15 protein-coding genes are annotated in these 20,021 nt (G+C 40.1%); 10 read left to right on the top strand and 5 right to left on the bottom strand.

The features are described 5' to 3' along the window. Positions 1-8: 8 nt before the first annotated feature. Positions 9-1,265, bottom strand: a complete 1,257-nt coding sequence (locus H0184_RS10240) for a helix-turn-helix domain-containing protein (protein WP_221824058.1) — start codon at positions 1,263-1,265, stop codon at positions 9-11. 696 nt (positions 1,266-1,961) lie between these two features. On the opposite strand from H0184_RS10240, the gene H0184_RS10235 reads away from it, so the two are divergent. The 7 genes from H0184_RS10235 to sleB all read left to right on the top strand — a co-directional run bounded on the left by H0184_RS10235 (position 1,962) and on the right by sleB (position 12,507). Continuing rightward, the gene (locus H0184_RS10235; RefSeq protein WP_221824056.1) at positions 1,962-2,561 is read left to right on the top strand and encodes an NADPH-dependent FMN reductase; all 600 of its coding nucleotides are present in this window, start codon (positions 1,962-1,964) and stop codon (positions 2,559-2,561) included. Between the two features lie 149 nt (positions 2,562-2,710). Next, entirely contained in the window at positions 2,711-3,772 is a 1,062-nt protein-coding gene (locus H0184_RS10230) for a glycosyltransferase (protein ID WP_221824054.1), read from the top strand. Then, positions 3,772-5,277, top strand: a complete 1,506-nt coding sequence (locus H0184_RS10225) for a hypothetical protein (protein WP_221824052.1) — start codon at positions 3,772-3,774, stop codon at positions 5,275-5,277. Before H0184_RS10230 ends, H0184_RS10225 begins: the two co-directional genes overlap by 1 nt. Further along, complete coding sequence (locus H0184_RS10220) at positions 5,274-6,266, top strand: NAD-dependent epimerase (protein ID WP_221824050.1); 993 nt, start codon at positions 5,274-5,276, stop codon at positions 6,264-6,266. Before H0184_RS10225 ends, H0184_RS10220 begins: the two co-directional genes overlap by 4 nt. Positions 6,267-6,418: 152 nt before the next feature. Then, a complete protein-coding gene (locus H0184_RS10215) occupies positions 6,419-7,720 on the top strand; it encodes a helix-turn-helix domain-containing protein (protein WP_221824048.1) in 1,302 nt (433 codons plus the stop codon). A gap of 232 nt (positions 7,721-7,952) precedes the next feature. Next, positions 7,953-11,687, top strand: a complete 3,735-nt coding sequence (locus H0184_RS10210) for a S8 family serine peptidase (RefSeq protein ID WP_221824047.1) — start codon at positions 7,953-7,955, stop codon at positions 11,685-11,687. Between the two features lie 103 nt (positions 11,688-11,790). After that, positions 11,791-12,507 (top strand): spore cortex-lytic enzyme, encoded by a 717-nt coding sequence (sleB, locus tag H0184_RS10205; RefSeq protein ID WP_221824045.1) that lies wholly within the window; start codon positions 11,791-11,793, stop codon positions 12,505-12,507. A gap of 50 nt (positions 12,508-12,557) precedes the next feature. Here sleB and H0184_RS10200 read toward each other — a convergent pair whose 3' ends face one another. Continuing rightward, positions 12,558-13,214, bottom strand: a complete 657-nt coding sequence (locus H0184_RS10200) for a response regulator transcription factor (protein ID WP_221824043.1) — start codon at positions 13,212-13,214, stop codon at positions 12,558-12,560. Then, positions 13,189-14,400: a sensor histidine kinase gene (locus H0184_RS10195; protein WP_221824041.1), complete on the bottom strand. Its 1,212-nt coding sequence runs from the start codon at positions 14,398-14,400 to the stop codon at positions 13,189-13,191. The genes H0184_RS10200 and H0184_RS10195 overlap by 26 nt, the downstream gene beginning before the upstream one ends. Before the next feature lie 191 nt (positions 14,401-14,591). Here H0184_RS10195 and H0184_RS10190 point away from each other — a divergent pair, with 191 nt between their 5' ends. After that, complete coding sequence (locus H0184_RS10190) at positions 14,592-15,362, top strand: CPBP family intramembrane glutamic endopeptidase (RefSeq protein ID WP_221824039.1); 771 nt, start codon at positions 14,592-14,594, stop codon at positions 15,360-15,362. 84 nt (positions 15,363-15,446) lie between these two features. Here the strand turns inward: H0184_RS10190 and purU are convergent, their stop codons facing one another. Next, the gene (gene purU, locus H0184_RS10185; RefSeq protein ID WP_221824037.1) at positions 15,447-16,346 is read right to left on the bottom strand and encodes a formyltetrahydrofolate deformylase; all 900 of its coding nucleotides are present in this window, start codon (positions 16,344-16,346) and stop codon (positions 15,447-15,449) included. 154 nt (positions 16,347-16,500) lie between these two features. On the opposite strand from purU, the gene H0184_RS10180 reads away from it, so the two are divergent. Then, entirely contained in the window at positions 16,501-17,220 is a 720-nt protein-coding gene (locus H0184_RS10180) for a metallophosphoesterase family protein (protein ID WP_221824423.1), read from the top strand. A 70-nt stretch (positions 17,221-17,290) separates the two neighbouring features. Beyond that, the gene (locus H0184_RS10175) at positions 17,291-17,761 is read left to right on the top strand and encodes a GNAT family N-acetyltransferase (RefSeq protein WP_221824035.1); all 471 of its coding nucleotides are present in this window, start codon (positions 17,291-17,293) and stop codon (positions 17,759-17,761) included. Between the two features lie 36 nt (positions 17,762-17,797). Here the strand turns inward: H0184_RS10175 and H0184_RS10170 are convergent, their stop codons facing one another. Further along, the gene (locus H0184_RS10170; protein WP_221824033.1) at positions 17,798-19,603 is read right to left on the bottom strand and encodes an EAL domain-containing protein; all 1,806 of its coding nucleotides are present in this window, start codon (positions 19,601-19,603) and stop codon (positions 17,798-17,800) included. Positions 19,604-20,021: the final 418 nt, after the last annotated feature.

Genomic DNA, 20,021 nt, shown 5'->3' with positions numbered 1-20,021 from the left:
TTTAATAATCATTCTGACTGGATTGCCTCGATTAACTGATTTGAAATTTGACCAGCCTTTTCATACTGTTCCACACTCATATAGTAATGGAATAATTCCTTTCCAAACCGCTTCTTCAGCATTTCACTTTTGCTAGATTCGAAGTATGGCAGAGCCTCTTTCTCAATGTACTGGTAATACTGTTCGTAATTTTCCTCTATCTGAAGAATTAACAGCTTAAATACAATTTTGTAAACAGTGGCCTCCTGGACTTTGGCCATCGATAGTCCTTCACGTGCATGTTTAAGAAGCTCCGTTTTTCGCATTAGCTTCCCCTCAAAGCTGCATTTTATATAGTTATACCACCGTTGAAGATAGAGAACTGATGGTTTTTTTACAAGAGTAAGTGACTCTTTAAAAGTCCTTTTTGCATTTTGATAATCTTTTCTTCTGTAGTATTCATAACCTAAATTGTTTAAAAGCATCGTTTTCTTATCTGGTTTATTGAGTAATTCACTGTTATGAATGAGCCTATAATACGCTGCTTCCACCTCTTGGAAATCATGTTCCACATTGCTTCCTATTGATATTAGCATGATTGATTCTGCCATCAAGGCTCCCAAGAAGTTATCCACTTCTTTATAATATCGAAGTGCTTTTTCCGCATAAGAGTAGGCCAATACATAAGAATTCATCCATTGATAGGCTGCCGCTAAGTGGTTATAATATTCGAGATTTCCATATTCATTTCGATTAATTTCCTTCAAAATGTTTATTGCCTTTTGGTAACATTCTTTTTTGGAGTTCCTGTAATCAAGTAAGTAATAAATTCCCCATACATGCCGGTACAAGTTCTTTTCGTACGCCCTTAGATCTGGGTAATCATGTTGGACTCGAGTTAAAATAGCGTATGTCAAGTTGAAATCTTGTTTGAGAAGATAATACCTCGCCTGAAGCAGATTATAAAAGGCTGCATAGGAGGAAGAGCCAATAATCGGAATGGTCTCAAGTTCCTTTTTGATTTCCTCTACTTCCTTCATCCTCTGCATAATGATTACCTTATGCCAGTAATGGAGCTGATTCCCCAAATTCTCAAAACGCTGGTTTTCTTTCTCGATATCGATTTGTAAACGCTCGGAAAACAATGAGATAATTTCTGACGCATAGGGTGTTTGTCCCCGTTCAATTTTGCTTACATGTGTAACGGAACAAATACCTCTCCCTAAATCCTCCTGCGTAAGCCCCTCTTTTTGACGATAAAATTTAATAATTTCTCCAACTGACATCTAACTCTCCCCTTAAAAACCTATGTAATAGATTTACCTTAACGTAGGACTATTTAAGTTTATAGGCTAGTTACTTCCTTTGCCAAAAGTACATTGACTTAATTTTTAGAATCTTAGTACATTTTTAATAGGATAAAAGATGCATTTCTTATGTAGCAGGAAAAGACAGGCAAAGCTAATCGTTATCCAAGATTTGATCACTTCTTTTTCATGCAAGCTTGAGATTCATGAACCTTTATGAGAACCATCTTTTTAACCTCAGCTTCCTTTTGGGCTTCATGAACCTTTCATGAGACCCATTTTTTTAACCTCAGCTTCCTTTTGGGCTTCATGAACCTTTCATGAGACCCATTTTTTCAGCTTCAACTTCCTTTTGGGCTTCATGAACTTTTCATGAGACCCATTTTTTTAACCTCAACTTCCTTTTGGGCTTCATGAACCTTTCATGAGACCCATTTTTTTAACCTCAGCTTCCTTTTGGGCTTCATGAACCTTTCATGAGACCCATTTATACAACATCAACCTCATTTTAGTCTTCAAGAACATTCTTAACGAATTTAATCTCTTGACATCGAGATAAATCTATATTATATTTATCTCGAATTAAAAATACTTTATTTGATTATTTTTTAATTCAAACTAACTGAATCTAAAAAAAGACCTATAGATAAAAAATAACAACAAGGGGTGGACAGCATGGGTTTTTTAAACAAATTATTTGGTACAACAACAAAGGAGGAAGAAACAATGACAAATTCAAAATTAAAAATAGGTATTATCTTAGGAAGTACACGTCAAGGACGTGTTAGCCCACAGGTAGGAGAATGGGTAAAAGGAATCGCTGATCAGCGAGCTGATGCAGATTATGAAATCGTGGATATCTCAGATTACAACCTGCCATTCTTAGGAACAACTGATGGAACAGAACCAGGAATCGCTGCTTGGAATGAAAAACTTGCGAGCTTAGATGGTTTCGTATTCGTTGTTCAAGAATATAACCACAGCATCACTGGCGCTTTAAAGAATGCAATTGACTTCGCACGTGAAGCTTGGTATAACAAAGCTGCTGGTATCGTAAGCTATGGTTCAACTGGCGGAGCTCGTGCTGCAGAACATTTACGTGGAATCCTTGGCGAGGTAAAAGTGGCTGACGTTCGCACTCATCCAACATTGTCACTATTCACAGACTTTGAAAACGGCTCTGTATTTAAACCACAAGATTTACACCAAACAAACATGACTGCAATGCTTGACGAAGTAATTTCTTGGAGCGGTGCTTTAAAAACAATTCGATAATATATGAAATATCCAATGCGCCACAGTCTTAATTGACTGTGGCGCATTTTGTGTTTTTTCCAATTTGTCCAAGCCTCTCTCCTCTATTTGCATACCTTATTTTTAGAGGATTAAGTTTAATGATCTATTTTTGAAAGGAGAATGAACAATTGTCTAAAGTTATCCATCTGAACCTTAGAGTCGACCCGACCCAATATATTCCCCAGATTCGGGAAGTTCCAGGCTATGATTATATTCATTTGGTCAGGCAGCCCAAGTATATGGTAAACTTGCCGCTTCTCAATGAGAAGGTTCACTACCTTAGTGAAATTTTTTCACCAGAAGAATTTGTGAAAAAAAATAACGTTTCACTTATACACGCACACCATGCTCAATTAGGTTTATTGCTTCTTCCATTTAAGGAAGAAACCTCCCTCCCACTCGTAACAAGCATAAGGGGCAGAGATGCAACCCTTGCCAATCAGCCTGTTGATTATTTAAATGGCATGAAAATGCTGTTTGAACAAGGTGAACTCTTTTTGCCGGTATGTCAGTATTTAGCACATCGAATCAATCTATGGGGATGCCCTGCCGATAAAATCAGAGTTCTTTATGGAGGAGTAGACCTAAACTTTTTCCCTTATCGGGGACCGAATCTACAAGGCTCTCAGAACATTGTTTCGATTGGGAGATTAGTAGAAAAGAAAGGACATCATGTCTTAATGCAGGCATTTAAAAAGATTAAATCAAAATTCCCAAAAGCCACTCTTACGATTATCGGAGGCGGTGAGCTGGAAGAGTATATTAAATCGCTTGCAGCGCAGTTAAATTTAGGTACCTCCTTCCGTCTTTTGAATCGTGTGCCTAAAAGCCAAGTCCCAGAATTAATGGCGCAAGCAGACATTTTCTGTGCCCCAAGCTTGACAGCAGCAAATGGTGATGTGGAAGGAATTCCAAACACAATAAAAGAAGCCATGGCAACAGGCATTCCAGTCCTTGCCACAAACCATGCCGGTATTCCAGAAATCATCACGAATAACCAAGACGGTGTAATAGTTCGGGAAAATGATGTGGATCACCTGGCACAAGCATTAGAATTCATGCTGTTAAATAGACACCTATGGGAAGGCTATGCCCTTGCTGCGCGAAAAAATGTAGAACAAAACTTTGATCAAAGTAAACAGCTTCTTTTACAAGCCAAATATTATGATGAATTGTTAGGGGGATCATAATGGCAGATTTCAGATTAATAAAAGTCACCAAAGGACCAAAAACACTATTAATTGACAACCCTACTAACTTTCCTTTAATCGGAATGGGTGCTCAAGGAGCCGTCTTTAAATTATCAGAGGAGCGCTGCGTGAAGATATACAGCAACACCCTTCAAGCTCAAATGGAATTAGAAGCACTTAAAGCCGGGCAGCACCTAGCGTTCTTTCCACGATTATATGATTTTGGTGAAAATTATATTGTCATGGAATACTTTAATGCTCCCACATTAAAGGAATACCTCCGGAACTGCACTTATATCCCGGAATCAATCACTAGAAAACTTCTTTACATTCTAGGTGAAATGAGAAAAGCTCAGTTCACAATGGTGGACGCCCCGTTACGGCATATTTTCGTAATGGAGAATGAAGAACTAAAAGTCATTGACCACGTAAATGCCTTTAAACGTGTACATCCTGTCCCGCTAAAATTATTGAGAGACTTAAATATGATGCTGCTCAAGGAATCCTTTCTCTCTCGAGTAAAAAAGATGGAACCAGCAACCTATGAAATGTGGCAGCAATATTTTAATGAAAACCAATTAGATTATCGGAACATTCCCGTTTCTTCGGGAGGAGATGGTGAAGGAGTTAAGGTAGACAGCGCTATTTCACAAACCTTAATTGGGGCTGGTCACCAGGGTGCAGTTTACCGTGTTTCAGAGGATAAATGTGTGAAAATCTATGGAAAACCGGAACATTGTGAAATGGAACAAAGGATTTTATTGGCTAATCAGGACCTTACCTTTATTCCAAAAGTATATGAGACTGGCGATAATTACGTGGTAATGGAATATTTAGTGGGACCAGATTTAAACACCTATCTAAAAAAGCAAACCACCCTTCCTCCAGTCGTAACAAAGCTTTTACTAGAGATTTTAACTTCCCAAAAACAGGCTGGATTCAAACAAATTGATGCTCCATTAAGACACGTGTTTGTAACCAACTCCGGCTTTAAAATGGTCGACCATGTGTATTCGTTTTCTCGTCTGCAAGAAAGACCGCTTGAGCTTTTTCAAAACCTTCATGAACGAGGTTTCCTTGCAGAGTTTCTAGAGCAGATAAAAATTCTTGATCCTGCTACACATGCAGAATGGACGAAGACTCCTATTCCGCTCACAGAGGAAGAAGTACAAATGGAAATAAAAGATATTCCAACTGTGCTGCCAGGAAAAAGCCGCCGTCGGAAAGAGCATGGACAGAAGGGGCATGGCGGTAAGAAGGGCAAGGGCCATGATAAAGAACGTGACCACAAAAAAGGCAAGGAACATGGGAAGGAAAACGACCGCAAAAAAGGCAAGGATAAAGACCGTGATCGTAAGAAAGGGCAAGGCCGCGATCATGACAAAGGGAAAGATAGAGAGCACGGCGGAAAAAGAGACAGCAAAGATAAAAAGAAGCAAAACGGCAATAAAGATCAGGATAAAAAGAAGGGAAATGATCGTAAAAAAGGATCGGATAAAAAATGAACATCTTAGTGACAGGTGCAGCAGGTTTTGTTGGGTTCCACCTTTCTAAACGATTGTTAGCTGAAGGTCATCATGTAATTGGTGTGGACAACCTTAATGACTATTACGATGTTCGTTTAAAAAGTGAGCGACTTAAACTGCTGGAGAGTAACGAAAAGTTTGCCTTTTATAAAGTAGATTTAGCCGATGCAGAAGGGTTAAATGGAATTTTCGCTAGTCACTCCATCCCCATTGTAATTAACTTAGCTGCACAGGCTGGGGTCCGTTATAGTCTTACCCATCCACACTCCTATGTTCATTCCAATTTAGTAGGGTTCGTAAATATATTAGAGGCATGCAGACATTTTCAAGTAAAGCACTTACTTTACGCGTCGTCTAGTTCTGTCTATGGGGCTAATACTAAGACTCCCTTCTCTACCCAAGACTCTGTTGACCATCCGGTAAGTATCTATGCGGCTACGAAAAAAGCAAATGAATTAATGGCACACACTTACAGTCATTTATTTAATATGCCAACGACCGGCCTTCGATTCTTTACCGTATATGGACCTTGGGGCAGACCCGATATGGCTTATTATTCTTTTACAAAGGATATTATCGAGGGAAATTCGATAAAGGTATACAATAATGGCGACATGCGCAGGGATTTCACCTATATCGATGATATTGTCGAGGGAATTGTCAAATTACTAGACCAGCACCCAGAGCCAGATCCAAACAGAGAACTCGACCCAAGCACCAGCCATGCTCCCTACAAAATCTATAATATCGGCAACAACAGCCCTGTTAGATTAATGGATTTTATCACCACATTAGAAACGATAATTGGCAAAAAGGCACAGATTGAATTACTTCCTATGCAGCCAGGAGATGTGAAAGAAACCTACGCCGATATTACCGATTTACAAAAGGACGCCGGTTTCTCCCCCGCCACCCCATTAGAAATCGGCTTAGGACATTTCGTAGAATGGTATAAACAATATCATTAATAACCACCTCGTATCCCCTCTACTTCCTTGAGGGGATTACTTTTTGGAAAAAATCGTACTATTGGACTAGTAAAACAACAAGAACTCCTGTGAACCATTCAGTATACTAGGCTTAGAAAGTTTTTAATTTTACTAGAAAGCAGGTTGGTTGCATGTCCATTGGAAAAGTGATTTATTACCACCGCAGAAAACAAAATAAAACACAAGAACAGCTTTGCCATGGCATTTGCTCGGTTACACATTTAAGTAAAATTGAAAATAACGTAAAAGAAGCCAATCCCAAAACAATCCAGCTGCTGTGTGAAAGACTAGAAATTTCCGTTGAGGAAGAAAACAAAAAGAGCGAGCTGGTTAGACACAAGCTGGATGAGTTTTACGAGTCCATCGAGCGGCTGCACCAAGATAAAGCCGCCCTTTTATATAAAGAATTACAGGAAAGTAAGGAATATGTACACTGTACCGATATGATTTATTTGTATGAATTATTTATGCTGCGGTACTATCTGCTAGTGCACGATTTTCCTAGGTTTGAGGAGTCCTCTCGAGGCATTCATAAGTATATTTCAAAGTTTTCTCCTTTTGAGACATATGTCTGGGATTTACTTCAAGCCATCTATTATGGGAAAAAGGAACAATTTCCCCAAGCCCTCCTCTTCCTCTCTCGTATGGAAAACAAAGCAGAAGAATATCGGGCAAAAATATCAGAGTATTATTATTTTCGCTCAGCCTTGCACGGGCATTTATGCCACTACTCTTTATCGATTCATTATGCGTATAAAGCAATGCACGTTTTTCAGCAGACAAACAATCTCTTAAGAATGATTCATGTCAAAATGATTTTAGGTGTTAATTTCATTTATATTGGTGAATTTGATAAAGGGAAAGAGATGCTGCTGCATATTTTAAGTGATGCAGAAATGCTTCAGGATACCGAAACAATAGCCCTATCGTTACACAATCTCGGTTTTTTACATTACCGGCAAGGAAATATAGAGCAATCGCTGGATTATTATTCGCAGGCACTTCAGTATAAAGAAAAGAATTCAGCGTCCTATTATATAACGATTTCATATCTAGCCGAGGCACTTATTTCTTTTTCCCAGAATAAGAAGGCAGCAGAGCTGTTATCAGAAGCTTTGGATTCCTTTCAAGACCAAAAATCACCTCGATACATTGAACTAAAAATCCTTTACTTAGAAGCAGCGGGGACAAAAAAATCTCTAATCCACTATTTGATAAAACATGGTCTGCCTATTATTGAACAGTATTCAAACATCGATAGAGGAATGAAATATCTTCAGCTGGTCGCTGATTATTATGAAAAAAAGCAGGACTACGTTTCAGCCAACCACTATCTTCATATTTCCAACCAACTTCTGAAGAACTTGCTTACCAACATTGGATCACCTGTTGACTTACGAACAGCTGCGATACGGGAAAAAACGACTAGTTAATAGATTAAAGGGGACAAGGATGTGCAAAAATTGTCCCCTTTTTTGTCGAAAACATTAAATTGTCCCAAGTAAAGAGAGAGTGAAATCCATTGTTTTCCCCCCTCCTCCGAAAAAAGCTCCTCTTATGAACCTCATATTATAGAAGATTGTCCCAATTAACAGACTACTAGAATCCCTCTATAGTTAAAGGGAATACTTCATTATTTTTTACTAGAAAAGGGGAATGTGAAATATGGGCAAGCAAAAGTATATAAAGTATTTTGCCGTGATGATGACCACTGCTCTCCTGGCAGTCCCAACTCTGCAAGCGTTTGCAGATGATTCAGGCAAGGCTGGTGATGGCAAAGCTGCCACTACAAATCTTCAGGGTATAAATGCAATGGCAAGTAAAGGAAAGCATGTTATTACCCTCATTACTGGTGATGTTGTAACGGTGACAGAGCTGGCAGATGGACAAAGATTGGTTAACGTGGAACCTGCTGCTGCGGGCGGCGGTGCAAGAATTCTGACAGTAGAAAAAGATACATATGTCATTCCCGATCAAGCCATGCCTTATTTAGCTTCTGGATTTTTAGATCAGGATTTATTTAATGTTACTGCACTCATTAAAGATGGGTATGATGACGCTTCACAGAAGACGTTACCTGTTATTGTTCAATATTCAGAATCAAAAGCTCGTTCAGGAGCGTTACCAGCACCAAAAGGTTCTAAAAAGACTCATGTACTTGAAAGTATTAATGGTTTGGCACTATCGACTGATAAAAAGGATACGAAATCGTTTTGGCAAGACATTACGCAGAAACAGCAGACTGCTAAAACCTCAAAAGCGATGATGGCTCCTGGAATTGAGAAAATTTGGCTGGATGGCCGTGTCGAAGCCACACTTGAACAAAGTGTCCCTCAGGTTGGGGCTCCAGCTGCTTGGGAATCAGGTTATGATGGCAGCGGTGTAAAAGTGGCCGTGCTTGATACAGGTATTGATGCAGAGCATCCGGACATTAAAGATCAATTGGTTGATACAAAGAGCTTTGTTCCTAATGAAGATGTTCGTGACGTTCATGCTCATGGTACCCATGTAGCTTCGACAGTACTTGGAACAGGCACAGCCTCTGAAGGAAAAAATAAAGGGGTTGCTCCGGGTGCAGACCTCCTTGTTGGAAAAGTCCTCGGTAATGACGGATTTGGCCATGATTCTTGGATTATCGATGGCATGGAATGGGCTGCAGAAAATGCTAAAATCGTAAATATGAGTATTGGCACCAATGAACCTAGTGATGGAACAGACCCAATGGCACAAGCCGTGAATAACTTAACGGAGGAGACAGGTGCACTGTTTGTCATCGCTGCGGGGAATACAGGGATGGAAGGAATTAATTCACCAGGCTCAGCTGATGCAGCTCTTACCGTTGGCGCCGTTGACAAGTCTGATCAACTTGCATGGTTCTCCTCTAAGGGACCACAAAATGGAAATTCGGGGTTAAAGCCAGATCTTACGGCACCTGGTCAAGGAATTCTAGCTGCCCGCTCTCAATTTAGTGAAGGCAGCGGTTCTTATATGACGATGGATGGTACGTCAATGGCTACCCCTCACGTGGCCGGAGCAGCAGCTATTCTCGCACAGCGCCACCCTGATTGGACAGGAGCAGAACTGAAAAATGCACTGATGAGTACAACTAAGAAACTAGATGAGATTAAGCCATTTGAAGGCGGAACCGGGCGTCTTGACGTTCCTGCTGCAACATTTGGTACAATCACTGCAACAGGCTCGCTGGATTTTGGATTCTTTGATTGGCCGCATGAAGATGACAGTCCGGTAGAGAAAACCATTACGTACACCAATGACGGTGACCAGGAAGTTACACTAAATCTTACGGCTGCCGTTTCTGACAGCAATGGTTCTACAGCACCTTCAGGAATGATTTCCCTTTCAACAGATAAAGTGACTGTGGCTCCTAAAAGCAATGCTGAAGTAAAAGTAACAGTAGATCCTCAGCTCGCCGCTCTTGGTACTCGTTATCAAGGTCACATTTCGGCTGCTGCTGATGGTACTCCAGTTGTCCATACTGCTTTAGCCATGGTAAAAGAAGAAGAGAAATATTCTCTTACCATTAATGCAACCGACCGTGATGGATCGCCTGCCCTTGCCTACTTTAATCTCGTTGGTCCGAGCGGCGTTCCTGAGTTTTACGCTGTGGACGGCACAAGAGAACTGCGATTGGTGCCTGGCACCTATTCAGTTTTGAGTATGATGGATGTTGATAGTGATACAGACCACAGGGGTGTTGCACTGGTTGGTGATCCAGAAGTTAACCTGAGCGGTCCACAAACCGTTGAGCTAGATGCTCGTAATGCAGAGGAAATTAAAGTAAACGTTCCAAATAAAACAGAAGCAAATTATCGAAAATTAGAATATTACCGTAATACCGGCGAAGCAAGTATGAATGATATTTACGTTATGCCGGTATGGGTGGATAAAATGTACGCACAGCCTACAAAAGAAGTTGAAAAAGGTGAATTTACTCAGGCTACACGCTGGCGCTTGGCTGAACCAACCCTCACAATCAACTTCCAAGGCAAAGAGCTGGATGATATCCCTCAGGCTGGAAGTACGCTTCTAAAAGGCATACACAATTTAGAAGCAGTTTATGCAGGAAAAGGATCTCCGGAAGATTATGCTGGTCTTGATGTAAAAGGCAAAGCCGTAGTGGTGGAGCGCAGTGATGAGGTCTCAGGTCAAAACCGTGCTGCTGCAGCATTAGAGGCAGGAGCAAAACTATTGATTACCGTAAACGATCAACCGCAAGAGCTTAGCGAATGGGTTGGAATTGAAAATCCGGATTTCTCTCTTTCAGATACTCCACTGGCAGTTGCAGGTATAAGCGGCACAGAGGGTAATCAGCTCGTGGAAGCAGCAAAGTCTGGAAAGGTTAAATTAAACGTCAAGGGTACTCCTGACAGTGAATTCATTTATGACCTTGTAGATATGCATCATGGAGCAATACCAAAGGATTTAACCTATGCACCACAAACAAAAGATCTTGTAAAAATTGATACAGAGTATAAATCAGATGTTAATGCACCAGGTATGGAATTCCGCTATGATCTTCTGCCTCACAGTTTTGCAGGAACTGGCTTTTTGTTCCAACTATCACTTCCTTCTGTCCGGACCGAATGGGTATCTGCTCAAGAAGGCACATCCTGGTACCATCAAGCCGGTGTTTATGATGCACAATGGGAAGTGCGTCAGCCGAAAGTGAGTTACAAGCCTGGTCAAAAGTTTGCGGAAGAATGGTTTTCACCAGTTGTCCGTCCACGCCTTGGTGATGGATTCTGGGCACCTTATCGCGACCGCAACTACATGATCATTAATATACCTGCATGGGCGGATTCAGGAATTGGACACACTGGAGCAGACATGACTTATCCTGGAGAGCAAACGATCGAGTTTTATCGTGGAGATACGCTCGTCAAAAAAGCAGATGGACAGGCAATCTACTCTTTTGCAGAGCAGCCAGAGGAAAACACGAAGTATCGAATCGTTACGGACGCTTCTCGTAATCCAGAACGCTGGGATACTTCAGTACGTACTCATACTGAGTGGGAATTTTGGTCTCAAAAAGTAGAAGAATCCCACTCTCCACTTCCGCTTCTATCACTGGATTATAAAATCGATACGGACATGAACGGAGATGCAATTGCAGGTAAATCAACTCAGCTTGGCTTGTCCGTGCACCAAATTCCGGGTGCACCAGGAAACGGTGTAGTGAAAGGTGCTGTATTAGAAGTTTCCTTTGACGAAGGCCAGACTTGGGAAAAGGTAGATCTTGTTGAAGAAGGCAATGGCTGGACAGCAAAGATTAAGCATCCCAACAAAGCGGGAAGCAGTGTCTCCCTTCGTGCAAGCGCTTGGGATGACAAAGGCAATCGTATCAAACAAGAAATTACTAAAGCCTATGGACTAAGATAAATTCTAGAGACCAGTTTTCACAACTGGTCTCTTTTTTCATGAGTAGAAAGATAAAATTTTGGAAGGATATAACTATCTAAGTAAAATGTTAGGAGGATGAACATTGCAGAGGAAAGGTTGGTTTAAGATTCCACTGATTCTTATTTTTCTAACGGTTACTTTTTTCGCAAATAGCGATGAAGGGAAAGAAATCCATGCGTTTTCTAACCAAGTAATTCAACAAGGCTCTTCCGGGGAAGATGTGATTGAGCTGCAAACGCGCCTAGCTTACAATGGTTTTTTTAAAAGTAAGATTGATGGTGTGTTTGGATGGAATACCTACTGGGCTGTTCGAAACTTTCAAGATAAGTTTGGTCTTCCTGTTGATGGGATTGTTGGTGCAAAAACAAAAGCTATGCTGGTGAAAGCGACAAAATATGAAAAACAAGGCAATGGGAGTACGACAGCCAATGTTCCAAACGGGTATAGCCAAAATGATATCCAATTGATGGCAAATGCCGTATATGGAGAAGCACGCGGTGAACCCTATACGGGTCAAGTCGCCGTGGCGGCGGTTATATTGAATCGAGTTCAAAGTGCTTCTTTTCCAAGTACCGTAGCTGGCGTAATCTATGAACCTGGAGCTTTCACAGCTGTTGCCGATGGCCAAATTAACTTAACACCAAATGAAACAGCAAAGAAAGCAGTGCTTGACGCCGTTAATGGATGGGATCCGACAGGTGAAGCCATTTATTATTTCAATCCTGACACCGCCACAAGCAGTTGGATTTGGAGCCGCCCGCAAATCAAGAAAATTGGAAAACATATATTTTGTAAATAAAATAGAAAACCGGTCATCTACAATTGAATGATGTAGATCACCGGTTTCTTCTATGGCTTTATAATTCCCTGTTCCTTCGCCTTAAACACGGCTTTATGCCTTCCCGTCACATCTAATTTTGAATAAATGTTTGAAATATAATTCTTTACAGTTCCCTCTGTTAGAAATAGTTTTCGGGCTATTTCACGATTGGTTAACCCCTTTGAAAGTTCCCCCAGAATTTCAATTTCTCGTTCCGTCAGTCCAAAGTTGTTTTTCTTACCTATTTCCTCTATTACTTTTTCTGATGGAGTAATCCACTGGGTAATTAACTGCTTAGCAATCTCCTGAGTAATCAGCGTTCCACCGTGATGGACGAGTCTGATGCCGGCAGCAAGATCACTAGGATGAATGGCTTTTAATAAATACCCCTCTGCACCAGCAGCCAACGCATCCCGAACATACCCTAATTCCTCAAAGGTTGTTACGATCATTACCTTTACAGAAGGAAATTTACTTTTAATATGGGCTGTAGCGTCGACCCCATTCATTTCGGGCATATGAATGTCCATCAGCACTACATCAGGAGACAGTTGTTTCGTTAACTCCAAAGCCACTTTTCCGTTTTCAGCCGTACCTACAATTTCGATGTCAGCCTCCCCTCCCAATACAATAGAAAGACTCGCGGTAATCAACTCCTGGTCATCCACTAGTAACACTTTTATCATCGTGCCCAAACTCCTCTCTAAAACGGATTACCATTATTGGTAAGTAACAAGTAACAATAGTACCTTCGTTTTCCTTTGATTCAATCCTTAATCCACCTTGGATGGATTCTAACCGTTCTTTCATTCCATTAAGACCAAATCCATAGCTTACTTCACGAATACCAATGCCATTATCTTGTACCAAAAGAATCATATGAGAGGAATCAGCCTTTAGCGTAATCATAATCTTATTGGCATGTCCATGACGGATAGCGTTGGTTAGAGATTCCTGAAGGCACCGTATAAGAGTGATGGTTGCTTGAGAGGAGATATTGATGTCTTGATGACCTATAAATTCAAGATGGATAGTGGTTTTCGTATGTACAGCAAATTCATTAGCAATTTTTTCAAGCTGGGAAGGTAACTCTTCCCGTTCTCCACTTGGCGAAATCTGATGAATCTGAGTTCGAATTTCCCCCAAAGATTCCCTCATCACACCACTTAACATATCCACTTGTTCCTGAGCTTTTTCCGGTGATGTTTTTATTAGATACGACGCCGCATCTAATCCCATAATAACGGATGTAAAGGTATGTCCAACCGTATCGTGGAGATCTCGTGCCAAGCGATTTCGCTCCTCCAATAATGTGACCTTTTCAATCTGCTTGGCATACTCCTCTAAAAGTTGATTCTGCCTGCGGTTTTCAACAAGCAGGATTTGCGCCTTCTTCTCCGCTTCAATTACTTTTGCCACGGATATACCAATACCAAAAAAGAAAAATCCATCAATAACACCGAGTCCCAAATGATCTAATCCAACAGCAAGTACAGCTAGAAACGGTGCGGAAGAAAATCCTGCCCATAACCACCATCTTCCCTTCCCAGGTTTGCTATAAATACCAGCACAAAGTGCAGGATAGGCCAAAAAAGATGAATACACCCCTAAAAAGTAACAGCCCACAATTAAGAACAGCCCGCTAAAAATTAATTCAAGTAACGGATAGTTTTTAACACCAAAACTATCAATCTTAATTCCAGACCATTGAGGTATGAGGAATGCAGCAAAGCACAACGGAAGGATGAGCCAGAAGAAAGGCATGGCAGCTAAGAAGACAGCCAGAAATAATATATGAAAGAAAAACCAGCAAATTCTTGTTATTTGTGCAGTTTTATAAACCCAATGGGGTTCATGCCGAATTGGCAGCATTTTGAGCACCTTCTATTTTTGTTATTTTAATCACTTACTATATTCCACAGAGCTTCACGTTTCCCTTTTTTTCCATCATTCTATGGGTCATAAAAGTCATATGACCCCCTTATGACGAAATGCACTACTGGATATGACCATTTTTAGTCGATAATGAGGCTACAAATTGAAAAGAAAAAGGAGAAATTGAAATGAAGAATTTTTTATATCGCCATGGTTTGGTGTTATTTCTTGTAGTAATGATCGGCAGAGGATTAATTGGAATATTGGCAGTAAAGGGGATTCAATTGTTTAACCCCGAACTTACAGTTGAGAAGGATTTAGGCTGGTTAATCATGCTCATCTATGCTATCACTGTTTTCTTAGCAGTAAAGTGGTTGAAAATGGACAAAGAGATCGGGTTGAAAATGCCTTCCTCTTCTAAAGATTGGTACGTTTGGTTACCAACACTTATTATCCCGGTCACATTAGCCTTCTATTTTGGCTTTAATTCAACAATGGGTCATATTCCACTATTGCTGATTGCAGCCGTAGGGGTTGCAGTGAATGAAGAAATATTATTCAGAGGAATTCTACTTCGAGCAATATTACCATTTGGAAAGGCAGTTGCGATTATTGTTCCTTCACTTTTATTTGGTACAGCTCATCTCGGAAATATCTTTGTTGGCGCAGATGTGACATATGCTCTTTTCCAATTTGGATGGACCTCTTTCGCTGGTATGGCCCTAACAGCGATGGTTTTAGCAAATAAGAGCTTACTTCCAGCTATTCTCTTCCACTTTGTCCTAGATGCTGTGGAGTATGGGGCAACAGGGGCATACGGGGTTCATAGTACTGAGTATCCACTGAATTGGTTAAGTGTATTTTTACTGCTGAACCTAGCATTTTTACTATACTCACTCTTTATTTTAAAAAAATCAACAAACAATCAGCAAGTTACTTATACAGTCACACCTTTGTAACGATAAATAAGGCAGACCTTATAGGAGGAGTATTTCCCCCCTTTTTGGTCAGCCTCTTTATTTTTAGCAACTATAAGAGGTAAGTTAGAAAACTATCGTTTTATTTTGATGTACAATAATACGATCCTCAATATGCCACTTCACGGCTCGAGCTAGTACACTTCTTTCCACTCTGCGGCCGATTTTTTTCAAATGATTCACATCATCACGGTGATCAACACGGGCAATATCCTGCTCGATAATCGGACCTTCATCAAGATCGTTGGTAACATAATGGGAGGTCGCTCCAATTAATTTTACACCGCGGGCATGGGCACGCTCGTATGGCCTAGCCCCAATAAACGCCGGCAAAAAGGAATGATGAATATTTATAATTTTCTTTGGATTCGCTGCGACAAATTTAGGAGTTAAAATCTGCATATAACGCGCTAATATTACTAAATCAATCTCATAATCCTTTAACAGCTGCAGCTGCCTCTCTTCCACCTGTTCACGAATATCCTTATTCGCAGGAATATAATAAAACGGGATATTCAACCCTTCCACCACATCCCTTGCCTCCTCATGGTTACTAATCACAAGAGCAATATCCGCCATTAAATCACCACTTTGCCATTCCCATAGCAGCTCGAGCAAGCAGTGAAGCTCCTTAGACACAAAGATTGCCGCTTTTTTCACATGATAGACATGCGTAAGATTCCATTCCATTGAAAATGTCTCAGAGATTGCAGTAAACTGCTCCTCCATCTCCTTTGCCTTCTCCTTAAGGTTCGGGCATTCAAATTCAATGCGGATAAAGAATTCTCCACCTTCCGGATTAGTTGAATATTGACTTGATTCAATGATATTGGCTTGATGGGAAAATAGAAATTGGGAGATGGCTGAAACAATTCCCGGCTGATCTGGACAGCTGACAAGCAAACGTCCACGGTTTCTATTTTCTTGTTGGAATAAATCAATTTGGTCTTTTATATATGAATTCATCTTCTTATCCCCTCTAAATAGTAATAGAAAAGATTATACAACAGACAGTCCTCATAAGCGAAGTTTTTCTTGAAAATTCTAATTTCTTCAGTTTACGATTTTTATTTTATCAACAAAAAATGGTAAAATTTTTAAAAAGGAGGTTGGCTGAATGATGAAAATAGCTTTCATTTCTGATATTCATGGAAATGCCATCGCCCTTGATGCTGTTCTTGAGGATATTGAGCAGCAAGGGGTTGATAAGATTTATGTGCTTGGCGACATTTGTTATCGTGGACCTGAACCTAAACGTTCTCTAGACTTAGTCCGTTCGTTACATACAGAAGTAATCAAAGGAAATGCCGATGAATGGGTGGTGCGTGGTGTACGGGAAGGTGAAGTTCCTGAGAAAGCATTGGAGCTGATGAACCTTGAACGCCAATGGATTGTGGAACTACTAGAACCATCAGACATCGATTATTTAGCGAGTCTGCCTGCTCAAATAAACACAACTATCGAAGATATAGAAATTTCAGCCTTTCATGCTACTCCAACAAGCCTATTTGATATTGTCCTGCCAAATGCAGATGATCAGCAAATAGAGAATCGTTTAATGAATGCAAATGAGGCACAAGTATATGTTTATGCCCACATCCACAGGCCTTATATTCGATTTCTAAATGGCAAGGTCATCATGAATATCGGCAGTGTCGGGCTGCCTTTTGACGGCTTGACAAAATCATCCTACGGTCTGATTGAAATCGAGGATGGTCATTTGAAAACATCAATACGAAGAGTTACCTATGATCTTGAAAGTGTCGTAGCACTTTATCACGAAGTCAACTATCCAAATGCAGAAATGATGAGCAAGGTCATCAAAACCGCAAAAATTTAAGGTCAAAATCGCTGCTGTCTTTACCAAGCAGCGGTTTTGCTTTCATTATTTGGCAAAGGAGCTAAACAAAATGCAGTTACTGGTAAGGAATATGACTCAAGGATATGCAAAGCGGATCCTAACTTGGAAATATGAAGCTCCCTATGATTTTTACAATATTGAAGAAAGCTCAGAATCTCTTAACGAATTACTAGAAAACCCCTATTTTGCAGTATTGAATACAGATAAAGCACTCGTTGGCTTCTTTTGTATTGGCAGCGCGGCTCAAGTACCATTTGGTGTTACAGTCGGTGCCTATTCTGAAGAGCTGATAGACATCGGAATTGGAATGAACCCTTCCTTAACGGGGCAAGGTTTTGGAGCACCATTCTTCTCGTTTATTCTGTCTTACGTTCAAGAAACCTATAAGGTTGAATCTATCAGATTGACCGTGGCCAAATTTAATCAAAGAGCCATCCACCTTTATACAAAACTTGGATTTGAGAAAAAAATGGAGTTTACTAGAGGGACAACCGATTTTATTACAATGGTAAAAAAATAGCCGGTGACAATTTTTGTCTTCGGCCTTTCTTTTAACCTATTGAAATTTATCCTGCAATTTCTGCTGCCTAGCCGTAAAGAACGTTTCCACATGTTCAACAGTCGCAGGTCTGCTAAAATAGTAGCCTTGCATATTATGGCAGCCAATACTGCATAAGAATTGATATTGCTCTAACTCTTCTACACCCTCTGCTACAACATTCATCCCTAGGTTTTTTCCCATTGCGACTAATGTGCGGCATACCGAGCGCTGATTTTTATTATCTAGTCCTTCAATAAATGATTTATCAATCTTTATCGTATTAAAAGGATATTGAACGAGGTAACTAATCGATGAATAGCCGACACCAAAATCATCGAGGATAATATCGACTCCGCTATCCTGTAATTCTTTTATCGTATTCAAGGTTCTTTGAACATTGGTCATGGCCGTACGTTCTGTAATTTCAATCTTTAGTAAATGGGATGGAAGCTGATAGTGCTCCAACGTCTCTTTGACATTTTGTAGAAAGTACTCAAGATTAATTTGCCTGGCGGGCACATTAATCGAAACATAAAACTGCGGTAAATTCATATTAGCCCAAGCCTTACGCTGCCGGCAGGCTGTTTCCAACACCCAATTGCCTAATTTTATGATGAGATCGGACTCTTCTGCAATTTGTATAAACTCCCCTGGCGGGATAGCGCCTAAAACTGGATGATTCCAGCGAAGCAGTGCTTCGAACCCAATCACCTTTTTCCCGTAAACATCAACAATTGGTTGATAGTGCAAGGATAATTCATTCTTTTCAATCGCTTTATGAAGGTATTGTTCAAGCAGGAGTTTTCGTGAAAGACTTGTCGACATTCCTAATTCATAATGCTGAATTCCCCCACCGCTTTCCTTAGCGAGATACATTGCATGATCTGCCTTCTGAATCAATCCTTCCGCTTCATATCCATGATCAGGAAAAATACTCATCCCAATACTGGCACTCAGTACAAATTCATTTCCAAGGAGCTTTATGGGCTCTGTAATAATCTTGTTGATCCTTGCTGCTGTTTCTACTAGATTCTCTCTCGCAATGAGATTTTTCAACAAAATGACAAACTCATCCCCGCCTTGGCGAAAAATAACGTCCTCATTTCTTAAACTTTCCCTCAGCCTCTCAGCAATGACTTGTAATACTTTATCCCCCATCTTATGACCCAGAGAATCATTGATATATTTAAATCGATCAAGATCTAAGAATAAAATCCCAACTATCCTTTTCTTTTCCTTTGCCTCCGCTAACGCATTATGAAGCTCATGATCCAATTTGCGTCTGTTCGGCAAGCCCGTTAATGCATCATGAAAGGCAAAAAAAGTTAACTTTTCCTCTGCACTTTTCCGCTTCGTAATATCCATCACAATCCGATCAATATTATTAATACCAGAAAAGATATTATCCCAGTTCCCGGGAATGGAATGCGAGAAAATTTGTTCATTTGAAGTACTAGTAATATAGCCGCAAATACCAAGGACCACACCATCAACTTTGACAGGGAGGGAGAGAATCGTTACGTTCAGTGCATGCCCATTCCGATGTTTAAGCCTTGTTTGCAAGCTTAACCTTTCTCCTTTTAAAACCGCATTGATATGAGCGATCGTCTTATCAATTTCTTCTTCTTCCAAGATTGAAATAAAATTTCGTTGATCGTTATCATGTCTCTTATACCCTGTTAATTCATGAATGGCTTCATTTGAAAAAACAATACTCCCTTCCAAATCCATTAGATAACACGGATATGGAGCACCCGTGAGTAAGGGCTTACAATTTTCAATAAAAGAATTTATATTTGATATTTTGATCCCATTTCTCAAAAGAAAGCTCCTCTCTACGATTACTGAGAATCAACAATTACTACATACAGTGACCATATACTAAACTCCTCCATTTGGCTGTGATAGATATCAACAATCTCAGACATTTTTTTCAACTGGTTTCACTAATCAAACGATTGATTAATCAGGCTTAAACCAATGTGGAGATGGAATTTATGCTAATTTCCTGGAAAATATTTTGTCGATAAACAAATCACATTACTAGACAAGCTTTTCGATTTTTCTCAATCTTCATTTGTTATAGTTATGGAATAATAGGTAATTTGTCCACAATAGGATTATTAAGATATACACTATGAATTAAGTAGTTTTTACTATATTGTTGTAAGCGATTTCAGTTTATAATAAGTATACAACCGAAAGTTATAAGAGTAATCTACAACTAGTTACGAGGAGT

Source organism: Neobacillus niacini, from assembly GCF_019749295.1.
GTDB classification, from domain to species: Bacteria; Bacillota; Bacilli; order Bacillales; family Cytobacillaceae; genus Neobacillus; species Neobacillus niacini_D.
This window is presented reverse-complemented; position numbering and strand designations above follow the sequence as displayed.

Bases quoted from the DNA above. Each gene is read 5' to 3' on its own strand.
- H0184_RS10240 (WP_221824058.1), bottom strand. From the start codon at position 1,265: ATGTCAGTTGGAGAAATTATTAAATTTTATCGTCAAAAAGAGGGGCTT.
- H0184_RS10235 (WP_221824056.1), top strand. From the start codon at position 1,962: ATGGGTTTTTTAAACAAATTATTTGGTACAACAACAAAGGAGGAAGAA.
- H0184_RS10225 (WP_221824052.1), top strand. From the start codon at position 3,772: ATGGCAGATTTCAGATTAATAAAAGTCACCAAAGGACCAAAAACACTA.
- H0184_RS10220 (WP_221824050.1), top strand. From the start codon at position 5,274: ATGAACATCTTAGTGACAGGTGCAGCAGGTTTTGTTGGGTTCCACCTT.
- H0184_RS10215 (WP_221824048.1), top strand. From the start codon at position 6,419: ATGTCCATTGGAAAAGTGATTTATTACCACCGCAGAAAACAAAATAAA.
- H0184_RS10210 (WP_221824047.1), top strand. From the start codon at position 7,953: ATGGGCAAGCAAAAGTATATAAAGTATTTTGCCGTGATGATGACCACT.
- H0184_RS10200 (WP_221824043.1), bottom strand. From the start codon at position 13,214: ATGATAAAAGTGTTACTAGTGGATGACCAGGAGTTGATTACCGCGAGT.
- H0184_RS10195 (WP_221824041.1), bottom strand. From the start codon at position 14,400: ATGCTGCCAATTCGGCATGAACCCCATTGGGTTTATAAAACTGCACAA.
- H0184_RS10190 (WP_221824039.1), top strand. From the start codon at position 14,592: ATGAAGAATTTTTTATATCGCCATGGTTTGGTGTTATTTCTTGTAGTA.
- purU (WP_221824037.1), bottom strand. From the start codon at position 16,346: ATGAATTCATATATAAAAGACCAAATTGATTTATTCCAACAAGAAAAT.
- H0184_RS10180 (WP_221824423.1), top strand. From the start codon at position 16,501: ATGAAAATAGCTTTCATTTCTGATATTCATGGAAATGCCATCGCCCTT.
- H0184_RS10175 (WP_221824035.1), top strand. From the start codon at position 17,291: ATGCAGTTACTGGTAAGGAATATGACTCAAGGATATGCAAAGCGGATC.